Raw genomic sequence first — 25,352 nt, 5'->3', positions numbered from 1 at the left:
TCCCGTCGTCTCAAAGCGCAGTCTCGCTCGGCTGATTTCCGGCGAGCGGCTTGACCATGAATAGGCACGGATGATCTTCATGCCAGAGCTTGGCAAACACCTCCGCTCTGACGAAGCCGTTCCGGTCATAGAAGCGCCGCGTCGCCTCGAATTGCGGTTCGTCGCGGCCGCGCGGCGCCAGCGTCTTGACCGTCAGCAGCCGGGCGCCCGATTGATGGGCGAAACGTTCGGCCGCATCGACGAGATGCCGCCCGGCGCCGTGGCCGTGATATTCGGGCCGGGTCGCGATCAGCGCGATCTCGACGGCGCCGGGCAAATGTGGCTTCAGCGCGATCATGGCGGTGACGACATCAGCCTCGATATAGCCGAACACCGGCAGATCTTCGACCGCCTCTGCGCTTGCTTCGATGACCTCGGGTTCGGAAAACCAGTCGGGCAAGGCTCCCATGATCGATCGGCAGAGCTCCCCCTTGCCCGTCAGGATCTCAATTGTTCGTCCCATTTTTTCTCGTCTCCGGTCGGTCAATTTAAACTTGACTCTTGTTATCATCTTAAATTAGACACTGCAATCACATCGTGTACCTTTGTTCAGAAAGGAGCGCCGAGGCCGAACCGAGCAGCAACGACAGAGCCTGATTTTCCATTTGTAAAAAGGGTACAGGGCAATGCGAGCATCGCATCGTGATGTGAACGGAAATGCGGTTGTCAATGCGATGATCGAAAACAAGGACAAACTCCTGAAAACGATCGAAAGCGTTGTCAAATCAAGGTCATATTCTGAGGATATATTTCAGGATGGTGTCATCAAGGCCTACGGCGTGAACGTCGAAGGCATTCGTTGCCCGATCGGTTACGCCTTCCGGATGGTCTATAACCTCGCGCTTGACGAGAGCCGCCGGCGGCGTCAGCAGATGAACAACTATAAGTCGATAGATCAGGTGCAGGAGATCACGGCGCCGATCCCCACGGTGCTCGATCAGCTCGTAGCGGCCGAGACGCTGCGCGACCTACTGGCCTCGCTCGAGAGGTTACCGAAGCGGACCAATGACGCCTTCATCCGCCACCGCCTGAATGGCGTGCCGCAGAAGGATATTGCGGCCGAACTCGGCGTCTCGAGGACGCTTGTCAATTTCATGATCAAGGCGGCGGAGCAGCATTGCCATTCGGCAATCACCGAGCCCGCCCGCCCCGATCAAGAGCGCCCGCGAGATATTACCGCTTCGCGGCGTGCAGCGCCTGCTGCAAATCGTTCCACAGCAGTTCCGGTTCTTCCAGCCCAACGGCGAAACGTATCGTCTGTTCGCTCACGCCGAACCGGATGAAGGTGGTCATCCGGTCGGGGATCTTCAGCGCGACCTTGGCGGGGACCACGAGCGTTTCCGGGCCTCCCCAGCTGACGCCGAGGCGGATCTCGAGCAGCGCGTTGACGAAGCGCGCGACATCGATATCGGGCGTGAGGTCGAAGGCGAAAAGCCCGGCGTAACCCGTGAGCGTCGCGCGTCCTGGATGATCCTGAAAGGCTGGGTGGCGGACGCGCGCGATGTCGGGATGCTGCTTCAGCCGATCGGCGAGCAGAAGCCCGCTGCGCTCATGCTCCTTGAGGCGCACACGCAGCGTGCGCATGCCGCGCAGCAGGAGCCATGCCTCGAAGGGCGAAAGCTTGGCGCCGACATAGGGGTAGGAAGTCGAGTTGATCTTGGCGATCGCCTCCTTCGTCCCGACGACGACGCCGGCGACCGTATCGCTGTGGCCGCCGAGATATTTCGAGGCGGCGTGAATGACGATATCGACACCGTGCTGGATCGGCTTCTGGAAGAGCGGCGTCGCCCAGGAATTGTCGATGATCGTGGTGACACCAGCCTCCTTCGCCATGGCCGACAGCGCCACGATGTCCTGAAGCTCGAAGACGAAGGAGGAGGGATTTTCGAGATAGAGCAGCTTGGCGCCCGGCAGCGCCTTTCGCACCTCGTCATGGTCGGAGGGATCGACGAAATCCACGGTGACGCCGAGCCTGCCGAGGAGCTTCACCAGAAGGCGGTAGACGTCATTATAGAGGTGGCGGACCGCGACGATCCGGTCGCCCGCTTCCACGAGGCTCAGAATGGTCGAGGTGATGGCGGCCGTTCCGCTGGAGAAGGCGCGCCCATCTTCCGCGCCTTCGAGGCGGGCGACCAAGAGCTCGAATTCGCGGACGGTCGGATTGTCGCCGCGCGAATAGATGAAGTTGCGCGCCCGGCCGGCGAACACATCCGCCATCGCCTCGTAGCTGTCATAGCTGAAGAGCGATGTCTGGAAGATCGGCGGCGAGACGGCGTTGAAGGCGGCCGGATCGACGGGCGTGAAGAGATCGTCGGCGGCCGCGTGGGCGCCAAGGTCGCGTGGGCTGAAGGACTGGTTCATGATGATCCTTTCATGGGCAAAAGCGGGGAGGGGGACGGATAGCGCTCAGAGGTTCGGCCGAGCGCTGCCGGAGCGCGCCGAGCGACCTCGCCAGGCAGAAGCATGACAGCAGGCCCGTGAGCGCCGAGGCTAGAAACATAGCTGCGAGCAGGCCGGAAAAACCGAAAAAGGGCGGCAGGAGAGCAAGCAGCGGAAAGAGAAGATAGCCGTTCTGCGCCAGGCCGACGGCAAGTGCCGCTTTCGGCCTGCCCTGCGCCTGGAAGAGGATCAGCACCGTCTGCCGCAGGCCGAACAGCAGGAAGGGAAGATGGGTTGCGATGATGGCCTGGCCGGCGATCGTAAGCACGGAAGCTTCGTCGGTGAAGAACGAAGAAAGGCGCTCGGAAAAGATGATCGCCGTCAGTCCGTAGACCCCGCCGACCGTGCACGTAACCACGGAAAGCATGCGGGCTAACGCCAGAACCCGCGATATATCCCTGCGGCCCCAGGCGAAGCTCAGGATGGACTGGGCTCCCAGCGAAATGCCGATGACCGGCAGTGCGCCGACCGCAAGCAGCCGCAGGGCGATGCCGACTCCGGCAATGCCGTCTTCACCGTGATAGGTGCCGGCGACCGACAGCATCGCGGCGATTGCGCAAGCGGTTGCGAGGCTCGTCAGCGTCGTCGGCGCGCCCACGGCAAGGACCAGCCTGAGATGCCTGAGATCGCCGAACCGCCAGCCGAACGTCAGCCGGATCGTGCCGAGCCTTCTGGTATGATAGGCGCCATAAATGCAGAGCGCCACGAGCTGGGAGAGGATCGTGGCGATTGCCACGCCTTGCAGGCCGAGGCCGAAGCCGAAGATCATGATCGGGTCGAGGATGATGTTCAGCGCGAAGCAGGCGACCAGCGTCCACATGCTGAAGCGGGCATTGCCCTCGGCGATCGCCAGGAAATCGAGAATGATCTGCGCCATCGTCAGCGGTATCGAGACCGCGATGATGAGGAGATAATGCTGCGCAAACGGCTCGATCGCGGGTGTCGCGCCGAACAGTAGGAAAGATGGAAGCGCGACGATGGCGACCGCGCATGCCGCGCCGAAGGCGACGCCGGCGGCCAGGCTGATGGAGGCAAGCGTGCTCGCGTATGACCGGTTGCCGGCGCCGAGCGCCCGGCCGACCTCGGTCGCCACGCCGACGCCGATGCCTTCGCCGAAGGCAGCGACCAGCATGAGGATCGGTAGCACGATCATGATCGCGGCGATCTGATCCTCGCCGATCATGCCGACGAAGATCATATTGATCGTGTGATGCGCGGCATTGATCGACAGGCCGAACATGGCGGGCAACCCGAGCCGCAGCAGCAGCCGGAAAAGCTGCGGGCTGGCAAGATCTTCCGGTGCAAGCCGCCGTTTCCGCAGGCTGCCGCTCATCTCGCTCATGTCGTTCATGATGCGGGAACCCAGAGATGATCGCCGAAGAAACGCTCGCGGCTCAGCATCACCAGAAGCGCCCGCTTGTGCGGAAAATCGAAATGCTTGACCTTGGCAAAGCCCGAGCGGTCGAGATTGCGGATCTGCTGCTCGTGGCTGGCGCGCGGCTCGCCGACGATGCGCCTGGTGCGGGGATCGTCCAGAAAGATGAAATGCATCAGCGAGGGGAGCCACGCGCTGATCCATTTCTTGCCGCGATAATCGGGCTCGCCGATCGCCACATGCCATCCGCGATCGTAATCGTCGGCATCGTAATAGGGACCGAGCCGGTTCTCCTTGGCCCAGTAGACTTCGAAATAACCGAAGGGAATGTCGGCGAAACTGCCGATCAGCGGCAGGACATGCGGATCGGCGATCCTCTCTTCCAGGATCTCCCGGTGCTTGTCGATCGAGCCCGCATCCTCCCAGATCGTATTAACCTGCTCGTCGTTCATCCAGCGGTGGAAGACGGCAAGATCGGTTTCGGGGTCGGCCACCCTGAAGCTGATGTCCCGCTCCAGCCAAGGGATGAAGCGCTGGTAGACCGTGCCTTTGGGCTTTGCCGGCCGGCGCGGATGGTAGCGGCCGGCGGTCATCTCCTGCACGGGCGGCAGCGGATAGGACATCTGCGGCAGCCATAGCGAGGGCCATTGCCAGAGGATGGCGGAGTCGAGCCTTCCATCGATGGCTGAAATGTGCCGGGGAAGGCTTGTCTGATGCCCTTCGAAAGCGACCGATTTGATCGAGCGGTCTTGTGCCGTCACCGCTTCGGCGGCCGCCATGAGAAGCTCCGCCGATTGCACGGGATTTCCCTCGTAGAAGGTCAGCGAGGCGATGCCGGCTTCGACTTCGAGGGCGACTTCGTGATTCCCGTACACGGTGTTGAGATGGACGATATTGGGGGCAAGCCTGACATAGCTGCGCGCCTGCAGAGCCCGCCTTTGTTTGGCGGCGTCGAAATCCATGATGTTCTCCGTGATCGGCAGGGCTTTTGATGCTGCGAGCATGAAGCCCGCGCCTGCGCTGATTTGGTAGAATGACGATCCATCCCTGGGCGGATTTAGGGGAAACGAAGAAAAAAATTCTCAGCAATTTTCTAAACTCTAGCAGGGGGGATCCGTCATTTGCGCATGACGTCAATCTCTGCTGGAGCTTCGAATGGACAATCTTGAGCCCCGCGACGATCTCTGGATCGTCGTCCACGACACCGAGCATCATTACTCGGTCTGGCCGCAGGACAAGCGGATTCCGGTGAGCTGGCAGGCGGCGGGTTTTGCCGGTTCGCGCCAGGAGTGCCTCGCCCATATCCGTGACGTCTGGCCCGACCCACGCCCGCTCTCCCTGCGCTCGGCCATGGCAGCCGATGCACGTCTCTGAAAACGTCTGGATGGCAAGATGAACAAGCAGATTACCAATTTCGCCGATGCCCGCCCGACCGATGCTGTGGACACCGTCTTCGAGAGCTTTCCGCTGACGATCGCGCAGAAGCGCATCTGGTCGCTGGAGCAGATCGGCAACTACACGGTCTTTCCCGATCAGGTCATCGGGCTGCGATTGAGTGCCGCGATCGACATCGAGACGATTGCCGGAGCCTGCCGTGCGCTCGTGGCTGAGAATCCGTCGCTTGCTACCCGCTTCCGCCGGCTGGCGGGCGGCCGCATCGAGCAGTATCGCGGCGCATCGAACTCCGTGCCGATGGAAATCCTCGGCAAGGAAGGAGCCGCTCTTTCCCAGGCTGAAGCCCTGGCCGCGCGAAAAGCCTTCCGCGACAAGCGCTTCGATCTTCTGGAAGGACCGGGCGCGCGTATCCAGATCATCCGGCTTGCCGACGGGCAGTCGCTGCTGACGATCGTGTTGCATCCGATCATCTCAGACGACCACGAAAAATCCGTTCTTGCCGGCTCGCTGGCGCGCATTCTCGACGGCGCGCCGGCCGGCGACATGCGCTCGGCGGAAATCTCGGCCGGAACGCGGGAGGAAGAATGGCTGGAGACGGATGAAGCGCGCGAAGCGCTGGCCTATTGGCGCGACACGATCGGTCTCGACTATGCGGCCTCGACCTTTCCCACTCGCTTCAACAGCGGTGGGCTTGCCGGCGTGGCGCGCGCTGAGCATCGGTTTGCAATCGAGCCCGAGCTGTGGGGCAAGCTCGAACGGCATGCGCAGGGCAAAGGATTCCAGGTCGAGCGCGTGCTGCACGCCGCCTTCTGCGCGCTGCTGGCACGCTACAGCGGCAACTATGCTTTGCTGACCGGCCTGCTGGTCGCCCGGCCCCGCACGGAGCATTTCGCCAGCCGCGGCCGCGCCGAACAGGTGCTTCCCCTTGTCCTGCCGCTCGCTTCCCGACTATCCCTCGACGATGTCGTCGCGGCGATCTCCTCGGTGGCGGAGGGGGGGCTTGCCCGCCTCGTGCCGCTGGAGCGCATCACGCAGGAATTGGTGGTCGACGAAGCGGCCGCCCAGGAAGCCGTGGTCAAGGCGCTGTTCGAATTCCGCGAACCCTATCCGGTGCCGAGAGATGCGACGAACCTGGAACCATCAGGCGCGCGCGCCGACAGCGAACTTTCTCTAGTCGTCGAGGCGCGTTCGGACGGCGGCGCATTCGGGCTGATCGATTACGCCCAAGATCTTTACGACGGCACGCTGATCGCCCGCGTCGCCAAGCATTTCCGCCTGGTGCTCGAACAGATCGTCGCGCAGCCAAATCTCCGGATCAAAGATATCGAACTCGTCGGCAGCGACGAGCTCGACTGGTTGTCGGCGCCTTATGAGGACGACGTCGTCAACGATGACCGGCCGGTCCACGAGCTGATATCGGCCCATTCGCGCCGGACGCCTGAGAAGACCGCGATTGTCTATGGCGACGAGGAGTGGAGCCATGGCTGGCTGGAGGCGAGCACCAACCGCCTCGGGCATCGGCTGCGGCAGCTCGGCGTTCGCGCCGAGGTGACGGTCGCGATCTTCATCAAGCGCTCGCCGGAGGCGATCGTCGGCATCCTCGCGACGTTGAAGGCTGGCGGCGCCTATATCCCCGTCGAGCCAGACCATCCGCCGGTGCGCAACCACCACATTCTGCGCGACGGCGGCGTCAAGATCGTTCTCACCCATAGCTGGCTGCGCCATCGGCTGCCGGACGAACTCGATGCCATTATCGTCGAACTCGACAAGCTCGATCTCGACGGCGAGCCGGATACGCCGCTCTATATTCCCACGCACAAGGATCAACTCGCCTATGTCATGTACACGTCGGGATCGACCGGATTGCCGAAGGGTGTCGCCGTCGAGCACGGGCCGCTGACCCACCATCTGCAGAATACCTCGCGCGTCTACGGCATGAGCTCGGAATCCCGCGAACTGCCCTTCCTGCCCTTCAGTTCGGATGGCGGCCATGAGCGGTGGATGAACCCGCTGATGGAAGGCGGCAGCATCATCCTTCCCGACCAGCCGCTGTGGACGCCGGAGGAGACGCTGACGGCGATGCGCAAGCACGGCGCCAACAATGCCAGCATTCCCACCACCTATCTGCAGCAACTGGCGGAATGGGCCGATATCACCGATGGCGCGCCGCCGATGCGGCTTTACTCCTTCGGCGGCGAAGGGCTGGCGCAATCGACCTTCGACCTCTTGTCGCGGGCGCTGAAAGCGGAATGGCTGATCAATGGTTACGGCCCGACGGAAACCATCATGACGCCGATGGTCTGGAAGGTGAGGGCCGGCACCAAGTTCCAGGGCGTCTATGCTCCGCTCGGCCGCGCCGTCGGGCTCAGGCGGGTCTATGTGCTCGATCCCGACCTCAATCTGTGCCCGATCGGCGTGACCGGCGAACTCTATATCGGCGGCGAGGGCATCGCCCGCGGTTATCTCGGCAAGCCGGATACGACGGCGGACCGCTTCATCCCCGATCCATTCTCGAAAGAGGGTGGCCGGCTTTATCGCTCGGGCGACCTGACGCGCTGGCGCGAGGACGGAACCGTCGAATTCGTCGGTCGCGTTGATCATCAGGTGAAGCTGCGCGGCTACCGCATCGAGCTCGGCGAGATCGAAGCGGCGCTGCTGCAGCAGCCCGGCGTCGGCGAAGCCTTGGTCGTGCTGCGCGACGACGATGCCGGTGAAAAGGCGCTGGTCGCCTATGTCGTTCCGAAGAAAGACGAGAGGCTTGACGTCGAGACTGTTCGGTCCGGCCTCGAACGCAGCCTGCCGTCCTATATGGTGCCGGCGGCCGTGGTCGAACTCGAAAAGATGCCGACCAATCCGAACAGCAAGCTCGACCGCTTCGCGCTGCCCGCACCCCAGCCGGTCAAACGCGCCATCGTCGAGCCGGCGACCGCGCTGGAAGAGGAGGTGCTGGATGTCTGGCGCCAGGTTCTCAAGCTGGAAGCGATCAGCGTCGAGGATAATTTCTTTGCCATCGGCGGCAATTCGCTGGGCGCGATCCGCATCCTCACGCAGCTCAGGCAGCGCCGGCCGAAGATCCCGCTCACCGTCGCCGATATCTTCAACAACCCGACCATCCGCGCCTTTGCCGGTGTGATGGAGCAGGGGGAGGAGCGCGATCTCTCCGAGGTAATCGTGCTGCGGGCATCAGGCACTAAACCGCGGCTCTATTGCTTCCCGGGGCTCCTCGTCAGCACCCGCGAATATGTGAAGCTCGTCGATTATCTCGGCGCCGATCAGCCGGCGACCGGCTTCATTTGCCACATGCTGTCCGAGAAGAAGGAAGTCGGGGCGCCTGTTGAAGAGATCATCGAGAGCTATGTCGACTATATCAGGAAGCACAGCGGCGGCGCGCCCTGCACTTTCCTCGGTTGGTCCTGGGGCGGGCTCCTGGCTTACGAGGCCGCCCGCACCCTTGCCAACGAGGTCGACGTCAGGATGATGGCGATGGTCGATGTCTGCGACCTCGGATCGGAATTTGCCATCGGCGCCAAGCCGAGGTTCCGGCCCGGCGAACGCGACATGCTGCACCGGGACGTGCAGGCATGGCTGCAAAAGACGGCGATGCGGCCCGAATGGGACCGGCTGCTGTCGATGATGGACGCCGATACCTACGAGCAATTCCTGCGCTTCGTCGGCGACGAGAAGGACCCGCTTCCCACAGACGGGCCCGACATCAGCAGCCGCGAGCATACGTTCTGGGTGCTGATCGACAATGCCCTGATCTTCCGCAAGCATCGGCTCGTTCCCCATGACGTGCCGATCTATCCCTGGGCGGCCGACGACAGCCTCAATCGCGGCCTCAACCTGATCGATTGGCGCCGCCTGTCGCCGCGGGCGCGCGGGGCCGAAATCATCACCGGCACCAACCATCTGCACATGATCGGGTCTCCCGCCTTCCATTCAAGGCTTGCCCTGCGTCTCAAGGAAACAGAGAAGGATAACGCATGACCGTCGCTTTTACCCGCAGGGATGCCCTCAACGAGCCGCTCGATCTTGCCGGCATCGGCATCGGTCCCTCCAATCTGAGCCTTGCTTGCCTGCTGGAATCCGTGCCCGAGGTCCGCAGCCGCTTCTTCGAGCGGCGCGGCGCCTTCGACTGGCATCCCGGCATGATGATGCCCGGCGTCGAGCTGCAATCGTCCTTCCTGAAGGACCTCGTCACGCCGGTCCTGCCGACCAGCCGGTGGTCCTTCGTCTCCTATTTGGTGGCCCACAAGCGGCTTTACGCCTTCCTGAACGCCAACTACGAGGCCGTTCCCCGACAGGAATTCGCGCGTTACCTCGCCTGGGTCGCCAACGGCGTCGACGGCCTGCGATACGCTACTGACATCCGTGACGTCGAGCACCGTGACGACCGCTTCGTCCTGCGCTTCGACGACGGGCAGGAAGAAGCGAAGAACCTGGTGATCGGCACGGGGGCTTCGCCCTTCGTGCCCGATTGGGCGAAACCCTTCCTCGGGCCCGATTGCTTCCACAACAGCGAGGCCAAATCGCGTCTCAAGGATCTTCGCGCCGCCCGCATCGTCGTGGTCGGCGGCGGCCAGAGCGGCGGCGAGGTGGTCGAGGCGCTGCTTGGCGATCCTGCGGCGATGAAGGAACTGACCTGGATCAGCCGGCGCCACAATTTCGAGCCGATCAACGACACGCCGTTTTCGAACCAGGTGTTCTCGCCGGAATATGTGCAGGCCTATCTGAAGCTCAGCGGCGAGCAGAAGCAGGCGGCGCTGAAGAACTCGATCCTGACCAGCGACGGCCTGTCGATCTCGACGATCCACTCGATCTACCGCCGCCTCTACGCGCTGCGCTACCTCGATCAGAGCACGCTGAACGCATCCCTGTCGCCGAACCGCGACGTGATCCAGATGGAGCGGAACGGCAATGCCTATCGGCTGATCGTCCGCAACCATTTCGACGGCGGGATCGAGGTGCTGCATGCCGATGCGGTGGTGCTGGCAACCGGCTACAGGTTCCGTTTGCCGGATGCGCTCGGCTCGCTCAGCGAAAGGATCAGCCTCGACAGAAACGGCTATCCCACCCTGAACGACGACTACACGATGCAGTGGACCGGCCCGCGGACCAACCGGCTGTTTGCGCAGAATGCCGGCCGATACTCGCACGGCATCGCCGATTCTCAGCTCAGCCTCATGGCCTGGCGCAGCGCCGCCATCGTCAACACGCTTCTCGGCCGGCAGCATTTCGATGCCGAGCCCGACAATGCGCAGCTGGTCTGGGCGACGGAGGCAGCTTCTGCCATGCCGCATCAGCTGCGCGCCGGCTATTCGGACGGCCTGCTCTCGTCCTGAAACATCCGGAGACGAATGCCGGGGGCGCCGGATTGGCAGCGGACGGCCAGCGCGACGACGTGCTGGCTGCCGCTTTCGAGCAGACGGTGATGCCATTGCCGGTCGGGTTCGCCGCTCTGAACCAGGACAGGAATGCCGTCCTGCCAGGAAAAGGAGACGCTGCGGGGATCCCGGCGCAAGCCCACCCCGAGCGCCTTGAGATGGCTCTCCTTGAGCGTCCAAAGGGCAACGGCCGCACGCGGCCGTTCGCCCGCAGGCATTTGATCGAGCCAGCGCCGTTCGTCCAGACTGCAATAGCTCTCCAGCGCCGCCGCTTCGATTTCGGCATCGGCGCGTTCGCAGTCGGTCCCGACGCGCTCGCATTCTGAAGTGATCGCGACCGCCACCAGCCCGTCGGCATTGGAAAGGTTGAACTGCAGCCTGTCGCGGCCCTCGACCGTCAGCTTGCCGTACGCATCCGCCAGCAATACGATCTTGTCAGGCTGCGTTTCGGTATGCGCGCTCAGCAGTTGCCGCAGCAGATAGCGGCCGGCAATGAACGAGGTCCGGTCGCGTTCGAAGCGATAGGTCGCGGCGCGCTCCCGCTCATTCGGTGAAAGCGCCCGCAGCCAGCGCTCCCCATCGCTCCCGTTCTTCGGATATTGCCAGAGCACGACATTTATGGCGGCCGGTGGATTATCTGATCGCTGCATCGGGCCAGTATGCGTAACGCGGCCCGATTGGCAATCGCGGCGGGGTCTACTCCGCGGCTTCGATGAAGCGGTGGCGTTCGTAGAGGAACTTCAGCACGGCTTCGCGGCATTTGAGATATGTCCGGTCGGAGGCGAGTTCGATGCGGTTGCGGGGGCGGGGCATGGTCACGTCGAGCACTTCGCCGATGCGGGCTGCCGGGCCGTTGGTCATCATCACGATGCGGTCGGAGAGCAGTACCGCTTCATCGACATCATGGGTGATCATCACCATCGTGTTGCCAAGCCGGGCGTGGATTTCCATCACCGCATCCTGAAGATGGGCGCGCGTCAGCGCATCGAGCGCGCCGAAGGGCTCATCGAGCAGCAGGATCTTCGGCTCCATGGCAAGCGCGCGGGCAATGCCGACGCGCTGCTTCATGCCGCCCGAGATTTCCGCGGGCCGCTTGTCTCTCGCATGCGCCATCTGCACGAGGTCGAGATTGGCCATGACCCAGTCATGCCGCTCGGCCTTGGTCTTCGTTCGGCTGAAGACCTTGGAGACGGCGAGATTCACGTTCTCATAGACCGTCAGCCACGGCAGCAGCGAATGGTTCTGAAAGACGACGGCGCGTTCCGGGCCTGGCTCGTTGACCTCTCGATTTTCCAGGAGCACGGCGCCTGAAGACACCGGCGTCAGACCGGCGATGAGATTGAGCAGGGTGGATTTGCCGCAGCCGGAATGGCCGATGATCGAGACGAATTCGCCCTCTGATATTGTCAGGTTGATATCCTTCAGGACTTCGGCGCGCACGCCGCCGCGATCGAAATGCTTGTCGATATGATCGAGCTTGAGATAGGCGTTCATCAGAATGGTCCTCAGTTGGCCATGGCGCCGCGGGTGACGAGTTTGCCGAGCGCGGCCACCAGCTTGTCGAGGGCAAAACCGACGATGCCGATATAGGCGAGCGCGACGATGATGTCGGGAAGGCGCGACGAGTTCCACGCGTCCCAGATGAAGAAGCCGATTCCGACGCCGCCGGTCAGCATTTCAGCCGCGACAATGGCGAGCCAGGAGAGGCCGACGCCGATCCTGAGGCCGGTGAAGATGTAAGGGGCTGCCGACGGCAGCATGATCTTCCAGAAGAATTCGAGCTGGTTGAGCCGCAGCACCTCGGCGACGTTGCGATAATCCTGCGGAATATTGCGGACGCCGACGGCGGTGTTGATGATGACAGGCCAGATCGAGGTGATGAAGATGACGAAGATCGCCGAAGGATTGGAATCCTGGAAGGCGGCGAGCGACAGCGGCAGCCAGGCGAGCGGCGGCACGGTGCGCAGCACCTGGAAGATCGGATCGAGGCCGCGCATCGCCCAGACCGACTGGCCGATGATCGCCCCGACGATGACGCCGGCGACAGCGGCGAGGCCGAAGCCGTAAGCGACGCGCTGCAGCGAAACCAGCACGCGCCAGCCGAGCCCGATATCCTGGGAGCCGTAGTTGAAGAACGGGTAGGCGATGAGGTCGTAGCTATCCTGCCAGACCTGGTGCGGCGAAGGCAGAGAGGCGTCCGCCGATGAACAGAGCGCTTGCCACAGGAGGAGGACGAGCGCCAGCACGACGGCCGGCGGAACGACATTTTGAAGTGCGGTCAGCGCCGCACGGCGAAGATCGATCCGCGAGCCTTGCTTGCCGGAGAATGACAGCACCTTCGCCGCCGGGTTGGCGGAGGCGACGATCGAGGGAGTTTCTTTATTTGCCAGGGCGGACATCAGCGCGCTCCTCACGGGAATGGAAGGCCGGCGCGCTGCTCGCGCGCCGGAGGCGGGATCAGGAAACGGCCTTGATCGACAGGCTGTCGAGATAGGCGGAGGAATTTTCAGGATCGAAGACCTTGCCGTCGAAGAAGGTTTCCTTGCCGCGCGACGAGGAGGCGGGAATGTCGGCCGCAGCGACGCCCAGATCCTTGGCGGCCTCGCGCCAGATGTCCTCGCGGTTCACCTGATTGACCAGCGCCTTGATGTCGGTTGTACCAGGCAGATTTCCCCAGCGGACATTTTCGGTCATGAACCAGGTGTCGTGGCTCTTGAACGGATAGGAGGCGCCGTCCTTCCAGAATTTCATATAGAGGTCGGTGGCCTTGGCCTCGCGGCCGTTGCCATAGTTGATGTCGCCCTTGAGGCGGCCGAGCACGTCCTTGGTCGGAACGTTGAACCATTGGCGCTTGCCGAGGATCTCCGCCATCTCGGCCTTGTTGTCCATGCTTTCGCACCATTGCTGCGCCTCCATGACGGCCATCAGCAGGGCCTTGGCGGCGCTCGGATTCTTCTCGATCCAGTCGGCGCGCAGGCCGAGCGCCTTTTCGGGATGCCCCTTCCAGAGCTCGCCGGTGGTCGCCGCGGTGAAGCCGATGCCCTGGTTGACGAGCTGCTCGTTCCACGGCTCGCCCACACAGAAGACGTCCATATTGCCGACCTTCATGTTGGCGACCATCTGGGGCGGCGGCACGACGATTGTGGAAACATCCTTGTTCGGATCGATACCGCCGGCGGCGAGCCAGTAGCGGATCCAAAGGTCGTGGGTGCCGCCCGGGAAGGTCATGGCGGCCTTGACCTCCTTGCCTTCCGCCTTCTTTTTCTCGAAGGCGGCCTTCAGCTTGGACGCATCGAGCTGCACGCCGGTGTCGGCATATTCCTTGGCGACTGAGATGCCCTGGCTGTCGAGATTGAGCCGGGCAAGGATCGCCATCGGCACCGGCTTGTTGTTCTGCGTCACCTTGCCCGTCTGCATCAGGTAGGGGAGCGGCGAAAGGATGTGCGCGCCATCGATGCCGTTGGCTGCGCCGCCGAGCACCAGATTGTCGCGGGTGGCACCCCAGGATGCCTGCTTGGCGACGTCCGTTTCCGGCAGGCCGTGTTTGTCGAAAAAGCCTTTCTCCTTGGCGATGATCAGCGGCGCGGAATCGGTGAGAGCAATAAAGCCGAGCTTGACGCCCTTGACTTCAGGACCCGTCCCGGCCGCAAAAGCGCCGGAAGGAAAGGCAGTCTTGACGGCGCCGATCAGGGCGGCTGCCGCAGTCGTTTTGAGCATGCTGCGGCGGGTGATGCCGGTTGTCGAAATGCCAGTCGTCGAAATCTTTTTCATCTGCAGGTTCCCCTCTGCTTGCTGAGTTCGGACGCAAAAAAACGCCGCCGGCATCTGCGTTCGGAATGGGAGATCCCGGACAGCAAAAACCTTGCGACGTCGGTGTCGAAATCGGCGCCTATGCCGCGCCTCTCTGCCTCAGTCGCCGTTGACTGGGCGTTTGGGAACTTGCAACCCGCGTGCCAATTCAGAGGAGGGCAAGTAACAGCAGGAAGCGAAACAAGAAAATCGGAAATTTCAGAAGTGATTATTTAATGTGCATAAGCAGAATGTGATTACGATTTGTGCGAATGCGAATGCGGGCGTACGCGCGAAGCGCCAAATTTGTGCAGCGCACATAAAGTAGCCACGCGAATTAAGCCCTCCGGATCCGATCGAAGGCTGCACTGTGCGGTCGACTGCCGAAGGCATCAAACGACCCATTATCATGTTGGCGGTCTGACGAATCGCAACGCGGCGGCAGTCTGGCGGCGCCCGCAGCACTGAATTTCCGCGTCCGGCAAAGTCGTAATTCTGCTTATTTTCCAGTAACTTTGAGTGGAGGCGGCTTCGAATTGATCGCGGAAGTAATTGCGCCCACCAGAGATTTTGAAAACCGAACGACTCTCCTCGTTTAGTTAATACTAAATTATCGAATCCGATGGGAAATTTCGCATTAACCGGCAGCGACCGTCCCAAGAGGAGACCCGCATGAAGCGCCCGAGTATCAAGCAAGCTCTCATCCTGAACCTGTCCATCATCAGCATGTTCATACTTGGTCTGTCCTATGTCTCGCTGGACACCATTTCCTCGCTTCGCGCAAATGCCGAACAGGTGGGTACGTTCTGGGTGCATCGGCTGGTGACGGCGCGTGAGATCAAAGCGAACTTTCTTGATCTGAAACTTGCCCACGCCCGGTACTTGCTCGAAGACACCGCGGAGAACGACAAAACCGAAAAGCAGGCGATCGCGGCCGCTTCATCGGGGCTCGATACGGTGGTCGGCGAATACGAAAAGGGCGTGCGCACGGAGCGCGGGCGCCAGTTGATCCATCAGATAAAGCCGGAACTCGACAAATATCGCGTACTGGCGGAGCAAATGATTGCGCTCGAAGATAGCGGCAAGACAGCTGAGGCAGTCCGGCTTTTCAAGGAGAAGATGGAGCCGCAGGCCGAGTTGGTGAACAATGGGGTAGCGGATCTGGTGGCATTCATTCTCAGCCAGACCGAAGGCTTCGTGGCGGCAAGTGATGCTTCCGCGAAATCCGCTTTCATGCTGACTGCTGCGATCGCCTCGCTGGCCTTGCTCGTGGCTATCGCGGGTATCGTCTTTGCGATTTCCGGCATTGCCAATCCGATCCGCAATACGGCGTCCGCCATGAAGCGGTTGTCGGCTGGAGATCTCGACAGCGATATTCCTTATGCCGGCCGTGCCGACGAAATCGGCGAAATGGCCGGCGCAGTTGAAGTGTTTCGTCAGAATGCTCTCAACGTTGTCAGGCTCGAGAAGGAGGCTGCCGAATCCCGCAGCGAGAGCGAGGTGGCGCGCGCCGCAGCCCAGCAGCGTGCCGAACGCGAAGCCGAGCAGTTGCGCTTTGCGACCACCACCTTGGGCGAAGGTCTCCGGCGCCTTGCCGCGGGCGATATATCCTTCCAACTCTCGGAACGATTTGCCGCTGAATACGAAGCATTGCGCGACGATTTCAATACTTCGCTGCGGCAATTGGGCACGACGATCGGCGCGGTACTTCAGACGGTGCACAGCATAGACAACGGCACCGGTGAAATAGCATCCGGGGCCCAGGACCTGTCGAAGCGCACGGAGCAACAGGCGGCTTCGCTCGAGGAGACCGCCGCCGCGTTGGACGAAATTACGTCGAATGTCGCAATGGCGACGAAGCGCACCGAGGAGGCTCGCAACATCTCCGTGGAAGCGAATGTCAGCGCCCAGCGCTCGGCAAGCATTGTGTCGGAGGCAGAGCAGGCCATGCGACGTATCGAGGACAGTTCGCAGCAGATTTCCAACATCATTGGCGTCATCGACGAAATTGCTTTCCAGACGAACCTGCTGGCGCTCAACGCCGGCGTCGAGGCGGCGCGCGCAGGTGAGGCAGGAAAGGGTTTTGCGGTCGTCGCACAGGAAGTCCGCGAGCTCGCCCAGCGTGCCGCGCAGGCGGCCAAGGAAATCAAAGGTCTCATTCAGAAGTCATCGACCGAAGTCGAGCACGGGGTCAAACTGGTTCTCGAAACCGGGACGTCACTGAAATCGATCGGCGAACGCGTTGCCGAGATCAACCGAGCCATGGAGGCGATCGCCACCTCGGCGCGCGAGCAGGCGACCGGGCTTTCCGAGATCAACACGGCGATCAATCACATGGATCAGGCAACCCAGCAGAATGCGGCGATGGTCGAGCAGTCCACGGCCGCCGCCTCTTCGCTAGCCTCCGAAGCAAGCCGCCTGCGCGAGCTGGTCAATCAGTTCCAATTGGATGGTCATAGAGGTCCGGCGAATGCCCAGTACAATAAGCACTCGTTGGAAAGCAGCATGCCGTCGCAGGTGGTCGCTCTGCGGCCCGTGATGCAAAGGTAATTTGTGGCCGTGGAAGGGAAGATTCCCGCTGACGAGACGAGCGGCAGCAGCTTCGGTCGAGCAAATGGTTCGGTTGCGCTTGCCGGGACTTATCAGCAAGATCGGCGCTTGTTCGGCAATGGCTGTTGAGCGGAGATATGCGATTGGTCGGATTACGCCGGCGGGTTGCTCTCGATTAGCACTCTTTAAAATGTTCGATGCGACATTCGGGCGAACGAAACAGCGAGATCGCCTTGAGCAACAAACGATCCAGGACAAATGTCGAGCTTGAGAACCTGCTTCGCCAGCTTGGACTGGCCCTTGAAGCCTCCGGGATTGGGATTTGGCAGCACAACATCCCCAAAAACCAGACGCGATGGGATGAACAGCTCAAATCGATCTATGGCGTTCCGAAAGCGCCGCTCGATGTCATCTGGCTCGACAGTATCCACCCCGACGACCTGGTGCCGACAAACGAGATATTTCTGCGCGCGATCGAAACGAAATCGGATTATGCGTCCGAGTTTCGCATCATTCGGCCGGATGGAGCGACCCGCTATCTGCGTTCGCGGGCTCGTTATTTCGTCGATGCCGCCGGCGACCCATGCTTTGTGGGCGCCGAATGGGATGTGACGGACGACGTGCTTCTCAACAAGGAACTGGAGAGGAGCCGGGCGGAGGCGCGGTTCGCGGCCGATCACGATCACCTCACCGGTCTGTTGAATCGGCGCAGCTTCGATTTCGCCCTGGCCGAACTTTCCAGGCAGGAGAGCGTCGAGGTTGCGCTTCTTCATATCGACGTGGACCATTTCAAGGAGATCAACGACCGCTTCGGGCATGCGGTCGGCGACCTCGTTCTCTGTCACGTCAGTAAAATTCTGCTGGAGGCCATTTCAGCCGGTGACGTCGCGGCACGGCTCGGCGGCGACGAATTCGCTGTCGTCATCACCGAGGACGGGTGCGACAAGACGATAGCTGTGCTCGATCATATTCAGAGACGTCTGGAAAGCCCGCTTCCTGTCGGCGATCAGACGCTCATCGTGCAGTGCTCGATTGGCGTTGCCAGCGCCATGAGCGCCGATTTCGCCAGACTGCTCTCCCAATCCGATCTGGCGCTGTACCATGCCAAACGCAACGGCCGGAATCGGGCCGAGATTTTTTCCGACGAAATGGCGTCGACGCTGGCGAACGAAAGGCAGCTGGCCCAGGATCTGCGGTCCGGGCTGGCGCTCGGCCAAATCCGCCCATTCTACCAGGTGCAGGTCGATGCCAAATCTTTCCGGGTGAACGGTGTCGAAGCTCTGGCGCGGTGGCATCATCCCACTCGAGGAATTCTCGCCCCGGCGCATTTCCTGTCCATCGCCTCGTCGAATGGACTGGTTGCAGAGCTTGACGACGTCGTTCTGAAGGCTGTCCTGTCGGACATGAAATCATCGGCGCTGCTCGAAGGCATCCGCGTGTCTGTCAATCTGTCCGCCGATCGTCTCGACGATCCCGAGCTGGCGGCGAAGCTCGACGTCTATGACATCCCATCCGGTCGATTGAGCTTCGAGCTGATCGAGACGATATTCCTGGACAGCCTGAGTGATCAGGTGCGGCAGAACATCGAGGCGATCAAGTCTTTCGGTATCGCCATCGAAATCGACGATCTCGGGTCCGGACACGCTTCCTTGCTGGGTTTGCTCGAGCTGCGGCCGGATCGGGTCAAGATCGATCGCCAGCTGGTGACGCCGATCCTGCAATCGGTGCCCAGCCGTCGGTTGGTCGGCTCATTGGTCGACATAGCGCGGGCGCTGGATATGGAAGTGATCGCCGAAGGCGTGGAAACGCTCGAGCATGCCAACGTGCTTGCCGCGCTCGGCGTCCACACCCTCCAGGGTTATGCGTTCGGACGACCGCAGTCGTTTGCCGACCTGTCGGCGCGATTGGAGCAGGAGACATTCGATTGCCAGCGGGCCGAAGTTGTTGGGGCCGGTCGATAACGAGTGGTTCTGCGCTTTGCTTAAAAGCGGAGCCGCTCTAGCTTGCTTTCCAGTTCGCATTGTTGGGGATTGACCGCTGAGGCACGACGACTTGGATGATGGACGGACTGTTCAGGTTTTCTTTTGCGGCGTTTATGGCGTCCTGCAGTTCGCCATAGGTGTCCACTTTCCAGCCCCGGCAGCCAAAGACCTCTGCCAACTTGCTGTAATTCCATCGGTGCAGGATGCAGGAATTGTAGAACGGCTTGTTGCCATGGAAAACCGATGCATCGGCAAGCCATTGCTCCACGCCGTAGATGCCGTTGTCCATCACGAAGATGATCGGGTTGAGATTGAAGCGGGTTTGTGTCGAGAGGCATTGAGCGGTCATCTGAAACCCGCCATCTCCGGCAAAGACCAGCAGCCTCTGTTTAGCTTGCTTCGCCAGCGAAACCCCGGTCGCGGCCGGGCCGATATAACCGATCGCCGAATAGGATGATTGGACAATGAAACCGCGGCGAGCCCCCACTTCGAGAAGCAGGCTCCCGAAATAATTCAAACTGGCGTCGGCACCAACGATGGTATTGCCGTCGATCTGCTGCTGAATGAAATCGTAGAAGCCCTGATAGGTGATTTCGCCCGCCGGATTCACGATTGGCGCTTGTCGGGCCGTTTTCGCCGGAAGGCTTTGGGCTTTGCATGTCAGCCTTTTGTCGATCAAGCCGTTGACGAGATCCGCCAGCGAAACCTGTGAGTTGAAGATCGTGCCGTATTTCACCGCATCCCAGGAGGCGAATGCGGTTTTGTCGAGATCGATGGGCCAGCCCAAATCGTTGATATCGGTCAACCAGACGCCCAACGCCAATACGAAGTCGGAGTCTTTGACCAGAGACTGGACATAGGGTGACGACGATTTGCCGTCAAACACGCCGGCAAATTGGACATTGTCTTCCGACAGGATGGCCTTGCTCAGAAGTTCGGTCACGTAGGGAATTTTGAGGTCCCGGATAAGCCGCTCCGCCTGGTCGTGAAGGCCGAACCGGTCGATCTCGACCCCGATCCAGATCAGCGGTTTGGTGGCATTTTGCAATCTTTCGCTGATTTGCGCGATCGACTGATTGAGACTGTCCTCGTCGGATATGTCAGGCGCCGCTTTCAATGCAGTCGACGGGCGCGTGCATTCCAGGTCGACCATATCCTCGAGCAACTCAATATAAACAGGACGTCTTTCCGTGATGCACTGTGTCAGCGCATAATCTATCAGCATTGGCGCAAGATGAGGGCTGTCGATGCGAACAGTAGCGGCCGTGATGTATTCGAACACCTGACGATCCGTTTCGCGCCCGCTGATGAAGTGATGCGAACTATAGCCGGTTTGTTCGAATCTGAGCGTTTTCTGGATGCTTGGCGCACCGTTGATCAGGACGACCGGCACTTTCTCGACGTAGGATCCGGCGATCGCATTTGTCGCACAAAGCGAGCCTGCGGAATAGGTGACGCACAGCGCGCCAATTCCTTTCAGTCTCGCATAGCCGTCGGCCGCATAACCGGCATTCAGTTCATTCACCTCTTCGATGACCTGAATATCGCTTTTCTCGACATAGCTGTTTACCCATTCGATCGAATAATCGCCCGCCACGGAAAACAGGTGTCCCAGGCCCAGTTCGCGAAGTCTGTCGACCAGATATTGTCCAACCGTGTATGTATCGACCATGTTCCGACGGCTCCCCTGTTGAGGACAATTGACGTATATTAGAACTCGCTCGCGTTATCGAATAAGCGCGGTATGTATATGTCGAATATTCCGGGGCATTTTCGCTCGGGAAATCTTTCCAGCAGGAAGCGCTTGAACGCATCATTGGTGAGTCCGTTGCCGGCGGCCTCCATGGCGACGGACAAATATTCTATATTTTTGGCAACCTCGTTTTTGTCAGCCGGGAAGCCGTGACCGGGAAGGAACAGGTCATAGTCGGACAGCAGCATGCCCTGCAAAATCCCGATCCAATGCTCCATGTATTTCGTCAGATAAAGGTGCGTTCCGCTGTAGATCAGGTCTTGCGCAATAAAAACGCCCACATCAGGAAGACCTATGGTGAGGAGAAAATCGATCTCCGTATCAACGACTTCATCAAATACGTATTTGACTCCGTCGATGATCTCGTGGCCGGCACGGACGGTTTTTTCGGGAATGACCAAGCTCGTCGGAGCGAGGTTGCCAAGTTTCCAATGGTCATTCAGGGAACCCTGGCCATGCTGCCTCAGGAACTCCTTCGTTTCCGACAATGCATGAATCGGAATGTCGCTGAAGGCGGCTCCCAGGCCGAACCAATGGTCGGGGTGCCTGTGCGACAGGTAAATCCGGTCGATCTCCTTGCCGAGGCTGTCGGCATAGGCCCTGAATTGCAGCGCATAAGGAACGAGGAATTGCCCATCGACAAGAACAAGCTTGTTCCTGCTTTCGATGATGTGCGTTGCATTGGCGATATTGTCATCCGTGAAAGCTGAAATGAAAGTATGAATACGGACATCGCCTGCTCGCCTGACGATTTTAATGGGATCCGGCAATTGCGTCACCATCGGTATCTCCCTGTTTGAAGGTCGTTTGCTGAGGTTTGACGTTCACCCGGGCATGGCGGAGACTTGGATCCCCAGCATTCCCGGGCTGTTTCCAACATTTGCGCGCCGCAGCGCCATCACGGATGAGATCGACGGCCGTGGGACGCGATCTTTTCCTCCAATGTCCTCAGGGCGGCGCGCGCAACGTCGTAGGCGCTGTCGACGCCCGCCTCCGGCGCATCCTCGCCCGGCCGCCAGAAGCGTCTGCGCGTCATTCGCATCGAGCTCTCGAAGGGGGGAATCGCGTTAAAGACTTCGACGAGATAAGGGCCGGAATAGACCGGCTCGATTTCGTCCAGCATGATCTCCCAGGGAATCCAGCTATCTCTGACCGCACCCCGGTCCGGCGCTGAGATGTGAACGTAATTCAGCCGGTTTTGCTGTACTGCTCGGGCGACATTTTTCCTGAAGATTGCCGGCCCCTGGCTTTCCATCACGACCTGGGCTGTATCGATCGTGACACCACAGACCGGAATGTCGGCGCTTTCGAGAAAATCCAGGGCTTCCGAGACCATGGTCGGCCCGGGCGTTTCCCAATTCTTGACGGGTTCGATGGCGAGCTTCACCCGCTTCTCGGCAGAATATTGCGCCAATTCCCGGAAGATCGAGGCCGCCGCCGCATATCGTGGCTTCATCCAATCCTGGAGCGCGTCGCTCCATATCCCTTCACCGTCATCCGTCAGCGGAAAGATACCATAGGGGTAGAGGAAGGGCCCCGACATGATCGTATTCTCCCCGCCCAGCACCGAGGTGATGTCGACGCGGGATTTGAGATAGGACAAGGCCTGCTTGCGCTGTTCCTCGTAGGGCGAGGTCGGATCGAAGGTCCGCGTGGTCCCCACATTCGTTGTGAACTTCACATCCCGGAAGCCGGCCTGATCGAACGCTCGTCTGAGGCTGATATAGCTTTCGACCTCAGCATGATGACCGACATGGGCCGGTCCTGAGGCGATATGCACATCGAAGCCGGTGTAGCCGATCTCGGTAAGAGCTTTCAGATGTCTGACGAGAACCTGGGTATAGGCCGCGTCATTCGGCCTCAAGTCCGCTGTAAACATAAAGAAGCTGAAATATATATCTCGCCTGCGTGCCTCTTCCATCTTCATCGCTCCAGCTGTGGCTATCCAGGAATGCGTGGTTCAGAGTGATGTCTCGCCCGGCATTGTGATGAGGCGAGATCCGTCCCCCGCCTCCTTCACAGCGTCATCGGGCTGCAACAAACGGTCCGCGCCGGGCTACCATCCAAGCAGCTTGCGCAGATATTCGCGGCCCATTTTCGCGTATTGCAGCGGATTGGCCTTGGCCGGATCCTGCTCCGCCTCGATGCAGATCCAACCGGCGAAATCCGCCTCGGCCAACGCATCGAGGATTTCCGGAAAGGTCTCTATGGAGCCGTCGCCCGGCACGGTGAATATCCCCGCCTCGATCCCTTGCTGGAAGGACAGTTCTCTGTTGTGAATGTTGGTAACCACCTCGGCGCGAATGTCTTTCAGGTGAACATGCTTGATGCGGTGGGCGTATTTTCTGGCCAACGCCAGCGGATCGACACCGGCGGCCGCCTGGTGCGCGGTATCGAGAAGCATGTTGACCAGGCGAGGATCCGTCTCGTCCATGAGCCGGTGGATCGCTTCCGTCTTCATCACCCCGGTTCCGAGATGCGGGTGATAGCAGAGCCGGCGGTTGCGGGCCCTGGCTTTCTCTCCGGCCGCATGCAGGCCTTCGATCAGCTGTTTCCACTGATCCTCGGAGAATTCGGGGCAATTGGGAAACAGGGCAACCGGAAGCGGATTGACCGCTCCGCCAAACTCGGAGACGACAAGATCGGCCCTGCGCGGATCGTCGCTGCCGCCTTCCATGGCTTCGAGGAAGTCGAGCTGAGCATCGACGCTTTCAAGAGTGTGACTATTCATCGCCTTGATGGTGAAGTAAGTGCTCACCCAAGGCTCCGAAATCCGCAATCCCCTGAGTTCGAGGACGGGGCGCAAGATTTTCGGATCCGTCGGATATTTATGGCCGACGCCGCACCCGACATAGCCGGCGAGCGCCATTTCACTCAGAGCCTGCTCGTAGGGGATGCCGATGTCGATGTTGATGAAATCGTCATTCCACCAGAGCGTGGGGATGACGCCGAGCCAGACCTTAGCGGGCGTCAGTCGATGCAGATAATTCGTCATGGCGTTGATCCAGTTCTTTGAGGACAAGCGGAAGTGGCGTCAGCTCAGGTTTTGGAACGGAGGCCGGAGCCGGAATTTTCGGTGGAGAGGCCCAGGAGCCGAAACCCTGCCCCTTGGCGCCTGCAGGGTGAGCTCCGATCGCCTTCCAGAGCAGACCCTCGATATAGGCATCGGGAGAAACGACGAAGGTGGTATTCGCAGGCCTGGGGCCGAAGCGCTCCGTCCAGGCGGAGGACAGCTCGAACCAGGTGCCGGAATACCAGAGCTTGATCAGCGCGCGGGCCACGTCTCCCAGCAATTCATTGCCGAGAATGGTCGTGCGCACGGCGTGGATACGGGCCTCGCTTTCCGGCGGTGGCAGGGCGGTGAAAGCGGTCAGCAGCGCGTCGGTGATCTCGCTGCCGACCACCGTGTCGAGCGTGGCGAGATAGCGTTCCGCCAGGCCGGTTCCCAGAAGATCAAAGTAGGAGAAGGCCGTCAATTCGACGGAAAGACCTAGAAATGGCTCGAAACGGCTGCTCATGCGTTCACCTCCGCCTGCCGGGTGACGGCTGGCTGTTTGATACCGCCGGGGATCTCATAGGTGGGACTGCCATTCTTGCCGGGATGCCCCGGCAGCGGATTGCGGATGAGTTCGAGGATCATGTTGCGGAATTCGAACATCATCGGAACGGCTTCCAGCAGCAGGTTTGGCTGGCCGTTATAGGCACGCGTCAAAAGCTGGAGAAATTCGCCATAGCGCGTGTTGAAAGCGATCGCCGCCTCACGCAGTCCCGAACCTTCGAGTATATCTTTTACTTTCAGGTTCTGTTTTACGGGATAGGCGCCCTCCCAATCGACCTGCAAGTGTGGACCCGTGGGCTGGCCGGGCTGGTCGCCCTTCTGGTAGTAGCGGCCTTTGACCAGTTCCTCGAAACGATAGTAATGGGCCAGTTCGTGGTCGTCATCGTCGTAGATACCGCCGCCGTCGCCCTCGCCCTGTTCGATGATGAGCTCGACGGCTTCCAAGGCAGTCTTCAGATCGGTCACCGGAAACAGCTCGCCGCCGCCGGAGTAATAATATTCCGAGGTGATCTGGCGCGACCTGTCGCCGGTAAAGATGGTTGTGCCCGCCCCATGCGCTTCGGCTTCCAGGTATTTGATACCTTCCGCGATGGCCGAGTAGAACTCGCCGATACTGTAGAAATGGAGATCCTCATGCCTCGGATGGCTGGCAAGCGCGGTGATGTCAGCGGGAGTTTTGCGGTACATCAGGCCCTTTCCGACGAGATGTTTAGGGCGCTGGGCCGGCCGCTCGATTTTCAGGAAAGTCGCCAGCGCCTCACGGCCGAATGCCTGGATGCCGACCTTGAAATCGGTCTCACCGTCAGGCAGGGCGGCCGGATAGCTGGCTACGAAGTCCGGCCTGACAAGATCCGGCTTGCCGCCGATGGCATTGAGAATATTGGCCGCGATCGTCAGATGCAGCATTTCTTCAACGACGATCACGCGCAGAACCTGGGTCGCATCCTGGTTGACGCCGGGCTTGATCGAGTAAAGCGCCGTCAGATACGGCGGAATCGTCGCATGCTCGAGCTGCATCGCCCGGTAGAGAAACTCTTTCAGCTCATCGAGCGTCTTGATACTGTAGGAATCCATGCTCATGCTCCGT

20 protein-coding genes are annotated in these 25,352 nt (G+C 60.6%); 6 read left to right on the top strand and 14 right to left on the bottom strand.

Annotated features, from left to right (window positions below; translation table 11 throughout):
- Positions 1-10: 10 nt before the first annotated feature.
- Positions 11-502, bottom strand: a complete 492-nt coding sequence (locus tag Tal182_RS31220; RefSeq protein WP_085862059.1) for a GNAT family N-acetyltransferase — start codon at positions 500-502, stop codon at positions 11-13.
- Positions 503-665: 163 nt separating this feature from the next.
- On the opposite strand from Tal182_RS31220, the gene Tal182_RS31215 reads away from it, so the two are divergent.
- Positions 666-1,322, top strand: coding sequence for a sigma-70 family RNA polymerase sigma factor (locus Tal182_RS31215; protein ID WP_085862058.1), 657 nt, complete (start codon positions 666-668; stop codon positions 1,320-1,322).
- Here Tal182_RS31215 and Tal182_RS31210 read toward each other — a convergent pair.
- The 3 genes from Tal182_RS31210 to Tal182_RS31200 are packed head-to-tail and all read right to left on the bottom strand — an operon-like array spanning position 1,213 to position 4,815.
- Positions 1,213-2,400: a PLP-dependent transferase gene (locus tag Tal182_RS31210; protein ID WP_085862057.1), complete on the bottom strand. Its 1,188-nt coding sequence runs from the start codon at positions 2,398-2,400 to the stop codon at positions 1,213-1,215. The two genes, Tal182_RS31215 and Tal182_RS31210, sit on opposite strands and share 110 nt — an antisense overlap.
- A 10-nt stretch (positions 2,401-2,410) precedes the next feature.
- Positions 2,411-3,829 carry an MATE family efflux transporter gene (locus tag Tal182_RS31205; protein WP_085862056.1) on the bottom strand — a complete coding sequence of 473 codons (1,419 nt, stop codon included), beginning with the start codon at positions 3,827-3,829 and terminating at the stop codon, positions 2,411-2,413.
- Entirely contained in the window at positions 3,826-4,815 is a 990-nt protein-coding gene (locus Tal182_RS31200) for a GNAT family N-acetyltransferase (protein ID WP_206426558.1), read from the bottom strand. The genes Tal182_RS31205 and Tal182_RS31200 overlap by 4 nt, the downstream gene beginning before the upstream one ends.
- A gap of 193 nt (positions 4,816-5,008) precedes the next feature.
- Here Tal182_RS31200 and Tal182_RS31195 point away from each other — a divergent pair, with 193 nt between their 5' ends.
- Genes Tal182_RS31195 through Tal182_RS31185 form a run of 3 tightly spaced genes read left to right on the top strand, consistent with a single transcriptional unit; the run spans position 5,009 to position 10,590 of the window.
- Complete coding sequence (locus Tal182_RS31195; RefSeq protein WP_085862054.1) at positions 5,009-5,227, top strand: MbtH family NRPS accessory protein; 219 nt, start codon at positions 5,009-5,011, stop codon at positions 5,225-5,227.
- An 18-nt stretch (positions 5,228-5,245) separates the two neighbouring features.
- On the top strand, positions 5,246-9,235 hold the full coding sequence (locus Tal182_RS31190; protein WP_085862053.1) for a non-ribosomal peptide synthetase: 3,990 nt from the start codon (positions 5,246-5,248) through the stop codon (positions 9,233-9,235).
- Positions 9,232-10,590 (top strand): SidA/IucD/PvdA family monooxygenase, encoded by a 1,359-nt coding sequence (locus Tal182_RS31185; protein WP_085862052.1) that lies wholly within the window; start codon positions 9,232-9,234, stop codon positions 10,588-10,590. Before Tal182_RS31190 ends, Tal182_RS31185 begins: the two co-directional genes overlap by 4 nt.
- Here the strand turns inward: Tal182_RS31185 and Tal182_RS31180 are convergent.
- From Tal182_RS31180 to Tal182_RS31165, 4 genes are read right to left on the bottom strand one after another with little or no spacing between them, the layout of a single operon-like run.
- Positions 10,563-11,282 carry a 4'-phosphopantetheinyl transferase superfamily protein gene (locus tag Tal182_RS31180; protein ID WP_085862051.1) on the bottom strand — a complete coding sequence of 240 codons (720 nt, stop codon included), beginning with the start codon at positions 11,280-11,282 and terminating at the stop codon, positions 10,563-10,565. The two genes, Tal182_RS31185 and Tal182_RS31180, sit on opposite strands and share 28 nt — an antisense overlap.
- Positions 11,283-11,328: 46 nt before the next feature.
- Entirely contained in the window at positions 11,329-12,126 is a 798-nt protein-coding gene (locus Tal182_RS31175) for an ABC transporter ATP-binding protein (RefSeq protein WP_010021888.1), read from the bottom strand.
- Between the two features lie 11 nt (positions 12,127-12,137).
- Positions 12,138-13,031, bottom strand: a complete 894-nt coding sequence (gene ntrB, locus Tal182_RS31170; RefSeq protein ID WP_085862050.1) for a nitrate ABC transporter permease — start codon at positions 13,029-13,031, stop codon at positions 12,138-12,140.
- Positions 13,032-13,089: 58 nt separating this feature from the next.
- Entirely contained in the window at positions 13,090-14,403 is a 1,314-nt protein-coding gene (locus tag Tal182_RS31165) for a CmpA/NrtA family ABC transporter substrate-binding protein (RefSeq protein WP_085862049.1), read from the bottom strand.
- 690 nt (positions 14,404-15,093) lie between these two features.
- On the opposite strand from Tal182_RS31165, the gene Tal182_RS31160 reads away from it, so the two are divergent.
- Both Tal182_RS31160 and Tal182_RS31150 read left to right on the top strand, forming a co-directional pair.
- Positions 15,094-16,971, top strand: coding sequence for a HAMP domain-containing methyl-accepting chemotaxis protein (locus Tal182_RS31160; RefSeq protein WP_085862048.1), 1,878 nt, complete (start codon positions 15,094-15,096; stop codon positions 16,969-16,971).
- A 197-nt stretch (positions 16,972-17,168) separates the two neighbouring features.
- Positions 17,169-18,932, top strand: coding sequence for an EAL domain-containing protein (locus Tal182_RS31150; protein ID WP_085862046.1), 1,764 nt, complete (start codon positions 17,169-17,171; stop codon positions 18,930-18,932).
- 37 nt (positions 18,933-18,969) lie between these two features.
- Here Tal182_RS31150 and Tal182_RS31145 read toward each other — a convergent pair whose 3' ends face one another.
- From Tal182_RS31145 to Tal182_RS31120, 6 genes are all read right to left on the bottom strand, one after another.
- Positions 18,970-20,625, bottom strand: a complete 1,656-nt coding sequence (locus Tal182_RS31145; RefSeq protein WP_085862045.1) for a thiamine pyrophosphate-dependent enzyme — start codon at positions 20,623-20,625, stop codon at positions 18,970-18,972.
- 38 nt (positions 20,626-20,663) lie between these two features.
- Positions 20,664-21,488, bottom strand: coding sequence for an MBL fold metallo-hydrolase (locus tag Tal182_RS31140; RefSeq protein ID WP_085862044.1), 825 nt, complete (start codon positions 21,486-21,488; stop codon positions 20,664-20,666).
- Between the two features lie 116 nt (positions 21,489-21,604).
- Complete coding sequence (locus Tal182_RS31135; RefSeq protein WP_206426554.1) at positions 21,605-22,633, bottom strand: TIM barrel protein; 1,029 nt, start codon at positions 22,631-22,633, stop codon at positions 21,605-21,607.
- Positions 22,634-22,762: 129 nt separating this feature from the next.
- A complete protein-coding gene (gene iolE / locus Tal182_RS31130; RefSeq protein WP_085862043.1) occupies positions 22,763-23,701 on the bottom strand; it encodes a myo-inosose-2 dehydratase in 939 nt (312 codons plus the stop codon).
- Positions 23,667-24,224: a hypothetical protein gene (locus tag Tal182_RS31125; RefSeq protein ID WP_085862042.1), complete on the bottom strand. Its 558-nt coding sequence runs from the start codon at positions 24,222-24,224 to the stop codon at positions 23,667-23,669. Before Tal182_RS31125 ends, iolE begins: the two co-directional genes overlap by 35 nt.
- Positions 24,221-25,339, bottom strand: coding sequence for a ferritin-like protein (locus Tal182_RS31120; protein ID WP_085862041.1), 1,119 nt, complete (start codon positions 25,337-25,339; stop codon positions 24,221-24,223). The genes Tal182_RS31125 and Tal182_RS31120 overlap by 4 nt, the downstream gene beginning before the upstream one ends.
- Positions 25,340-25,352: the final 13 nt, after the last annotated feature.

The sequence above is a fragment of the Rhizobium sp. TAL182 genome, from assembly GCF_002117725.1.
Classification (GTDB): Bacteria; Pseudomonadota; Alphaproteobacteria; order Rhizobiales; family Rhizobiaceae; genus Rhizobium; species Rhizobium esperanzae.
Note: the sequence above shows the minus strand (reverse complement) of the source record. Positions and strands in the feature narration are given on the sequence as shown.

What these genes read in the sequence shown, in the direction of transcription:
- Tal182_RS31220 (WP_085862059.1), bottom strand. Translation starts at nt 502, where the DNA reads ATGGGACGAACAATTGAGATCCTGACGGGCAAGGGGGAGCTCTGCCGA.
- Tal182_RS31215 (WP_085862058.1), top strand. Translation starts at nt 666, where the DNA reads ATGCGAGCATCGCATCGTGATGTGAACGGAAATGCGGTTGTCAATGCG.
- Tal182_RS31210 (WP_085862057.1), bottom strand. Translation starts at nt 2,400, where the DNA reads ATGAACCAGTCCTTCAGCCCACGCGACCTTGGCGCCCACGCGGCCGCC.
- Tal182_RS31205 (WP_085862056.1), bottom strand. Translation starts at nt 3,829, where the DNA reads ATGAACGACATGAGCGAGATGAGCGGCAGCCTGCGGAAACGGCGGCTT.
- Tal182_RS31200 (WP_206426558.1), bottom strand. Translation starts at nt 4,815, where the DNA reads ATGGATTTCGACGCCGCCAAACAAAGGCGGGCTCTGCAGGCGCGCAGC.
- Tal182_RS31195 (WP_085862054.1), top strand. Translation starts at nt 5,009, where the DNA reads ATGGACAATCTTGAGCCCCGCGACGATCTCTGGATCGTCGTCCACGAC.
- Tal182_RS31190 (WP_085862053.1), top strand. Translation starts at nt 5,246, where the DNA reads ATGAACAAGCAGATTACCAATTTCGCCGATGCCCGCCCGACCGATGCT.
- Tal182_RS31185 (WP_085862052.1), top strand. Translation starts at nt 9,232, where the DNA reads ATGACCGTCGCTTTTACCCGCAGGGATGCCCTCAACGAGCCGCTCGAT.
- Tal182_RS31180 (WP_085862051.1), bottom strand. Translation starts at nt 11,282, where the DNA reads ATGCAGCGATCAGATAATCCACCGGCCGCCATAAATGTCGTGCTCTGG.
- Tal182_RS31175 (WP_010021888.1), bottom strand. Translation starts at nt 12,126, where the DNA reads ATGAACGCCTATCTCAAGCTCGATCATATCGACAAGCATTTCGATCGC.
- ntrB (WP_085862050.1), bottom strand. Translation starts at nt 13,031, where the DNA reads ATGTCCGCCCTGGCAAATAAAGAAACTCCCTCGATCGTCGCCTCCGCC.
- Tal182_RS31165 (WP_085862049.1), bottom strand. Translation starts at nt 14,403, where the DNA reads ATGAAAAAGATTTCGACGACTGGCATTTCGACAACCGGCATCACCCGC.
- Tal182_RS31160 (WP_085862048.1), top strand. Translation starts at nt 15,094, where the DNA reads ATGAAGCGCCCGAGTATCAAGCAAGCTCTCATCCTGAACCTGTCCATC.
- Tal182_RS31150 (WP_085862046.1), top strand. Translation starts at nt 17,169, where the DNA reads ATGCGACATTCGGGCGAACGAAACAGCGAGATCGCCTTGAGCAACAAA.
- Tal182_RS31145 (WP_085862045.1), bottom strand. Translation starts at nt 20,625, where the DNA reads ATGGTCGATACATACACGGTTGGACAATATCTGGTCGACAGACTTCGC.
- Tal182_RS31140 (WP_085862044.1), bottom strand. Translation starts at nt 21,488, where the DNA reads ATGGTGACGCAATTGCCGGATCCCATTAAAATCGTCAGGCGAGCAGGC.
- Tal182_RS31135 (WP_206426554.1), bottom strand. Translation starts at nt 22,633, where the DNA reads ATGAAGATGGAAGAGGCACGCAGGCGAGATATATATTTCAGCTTCTTT.
- iolE (WP_085862043.1), bottom strand. Translation starts at nt 23,701, where the DNA reads ATGACGAATTATCTGCATCGACTGACGCCCGCTAAGGTCTGGCTCGGC.
- Tal182_RS31125 (WP_085862042.1), bottom strand. Translation starts at nt 24,224, where the DNA reads ATGAGCAGCCGTTTCGAGCCATTTCTAGGTCTTTCCGTCGAATTGACG.
- Tal182_RS31120 (WP_085862041.1), bottom strand. Translation starts at nt 25,339, where the DNA reads ATGGATTCCTACAGTATCAAGACGCTCGATGAGCTGAAAGAGTTTCTC.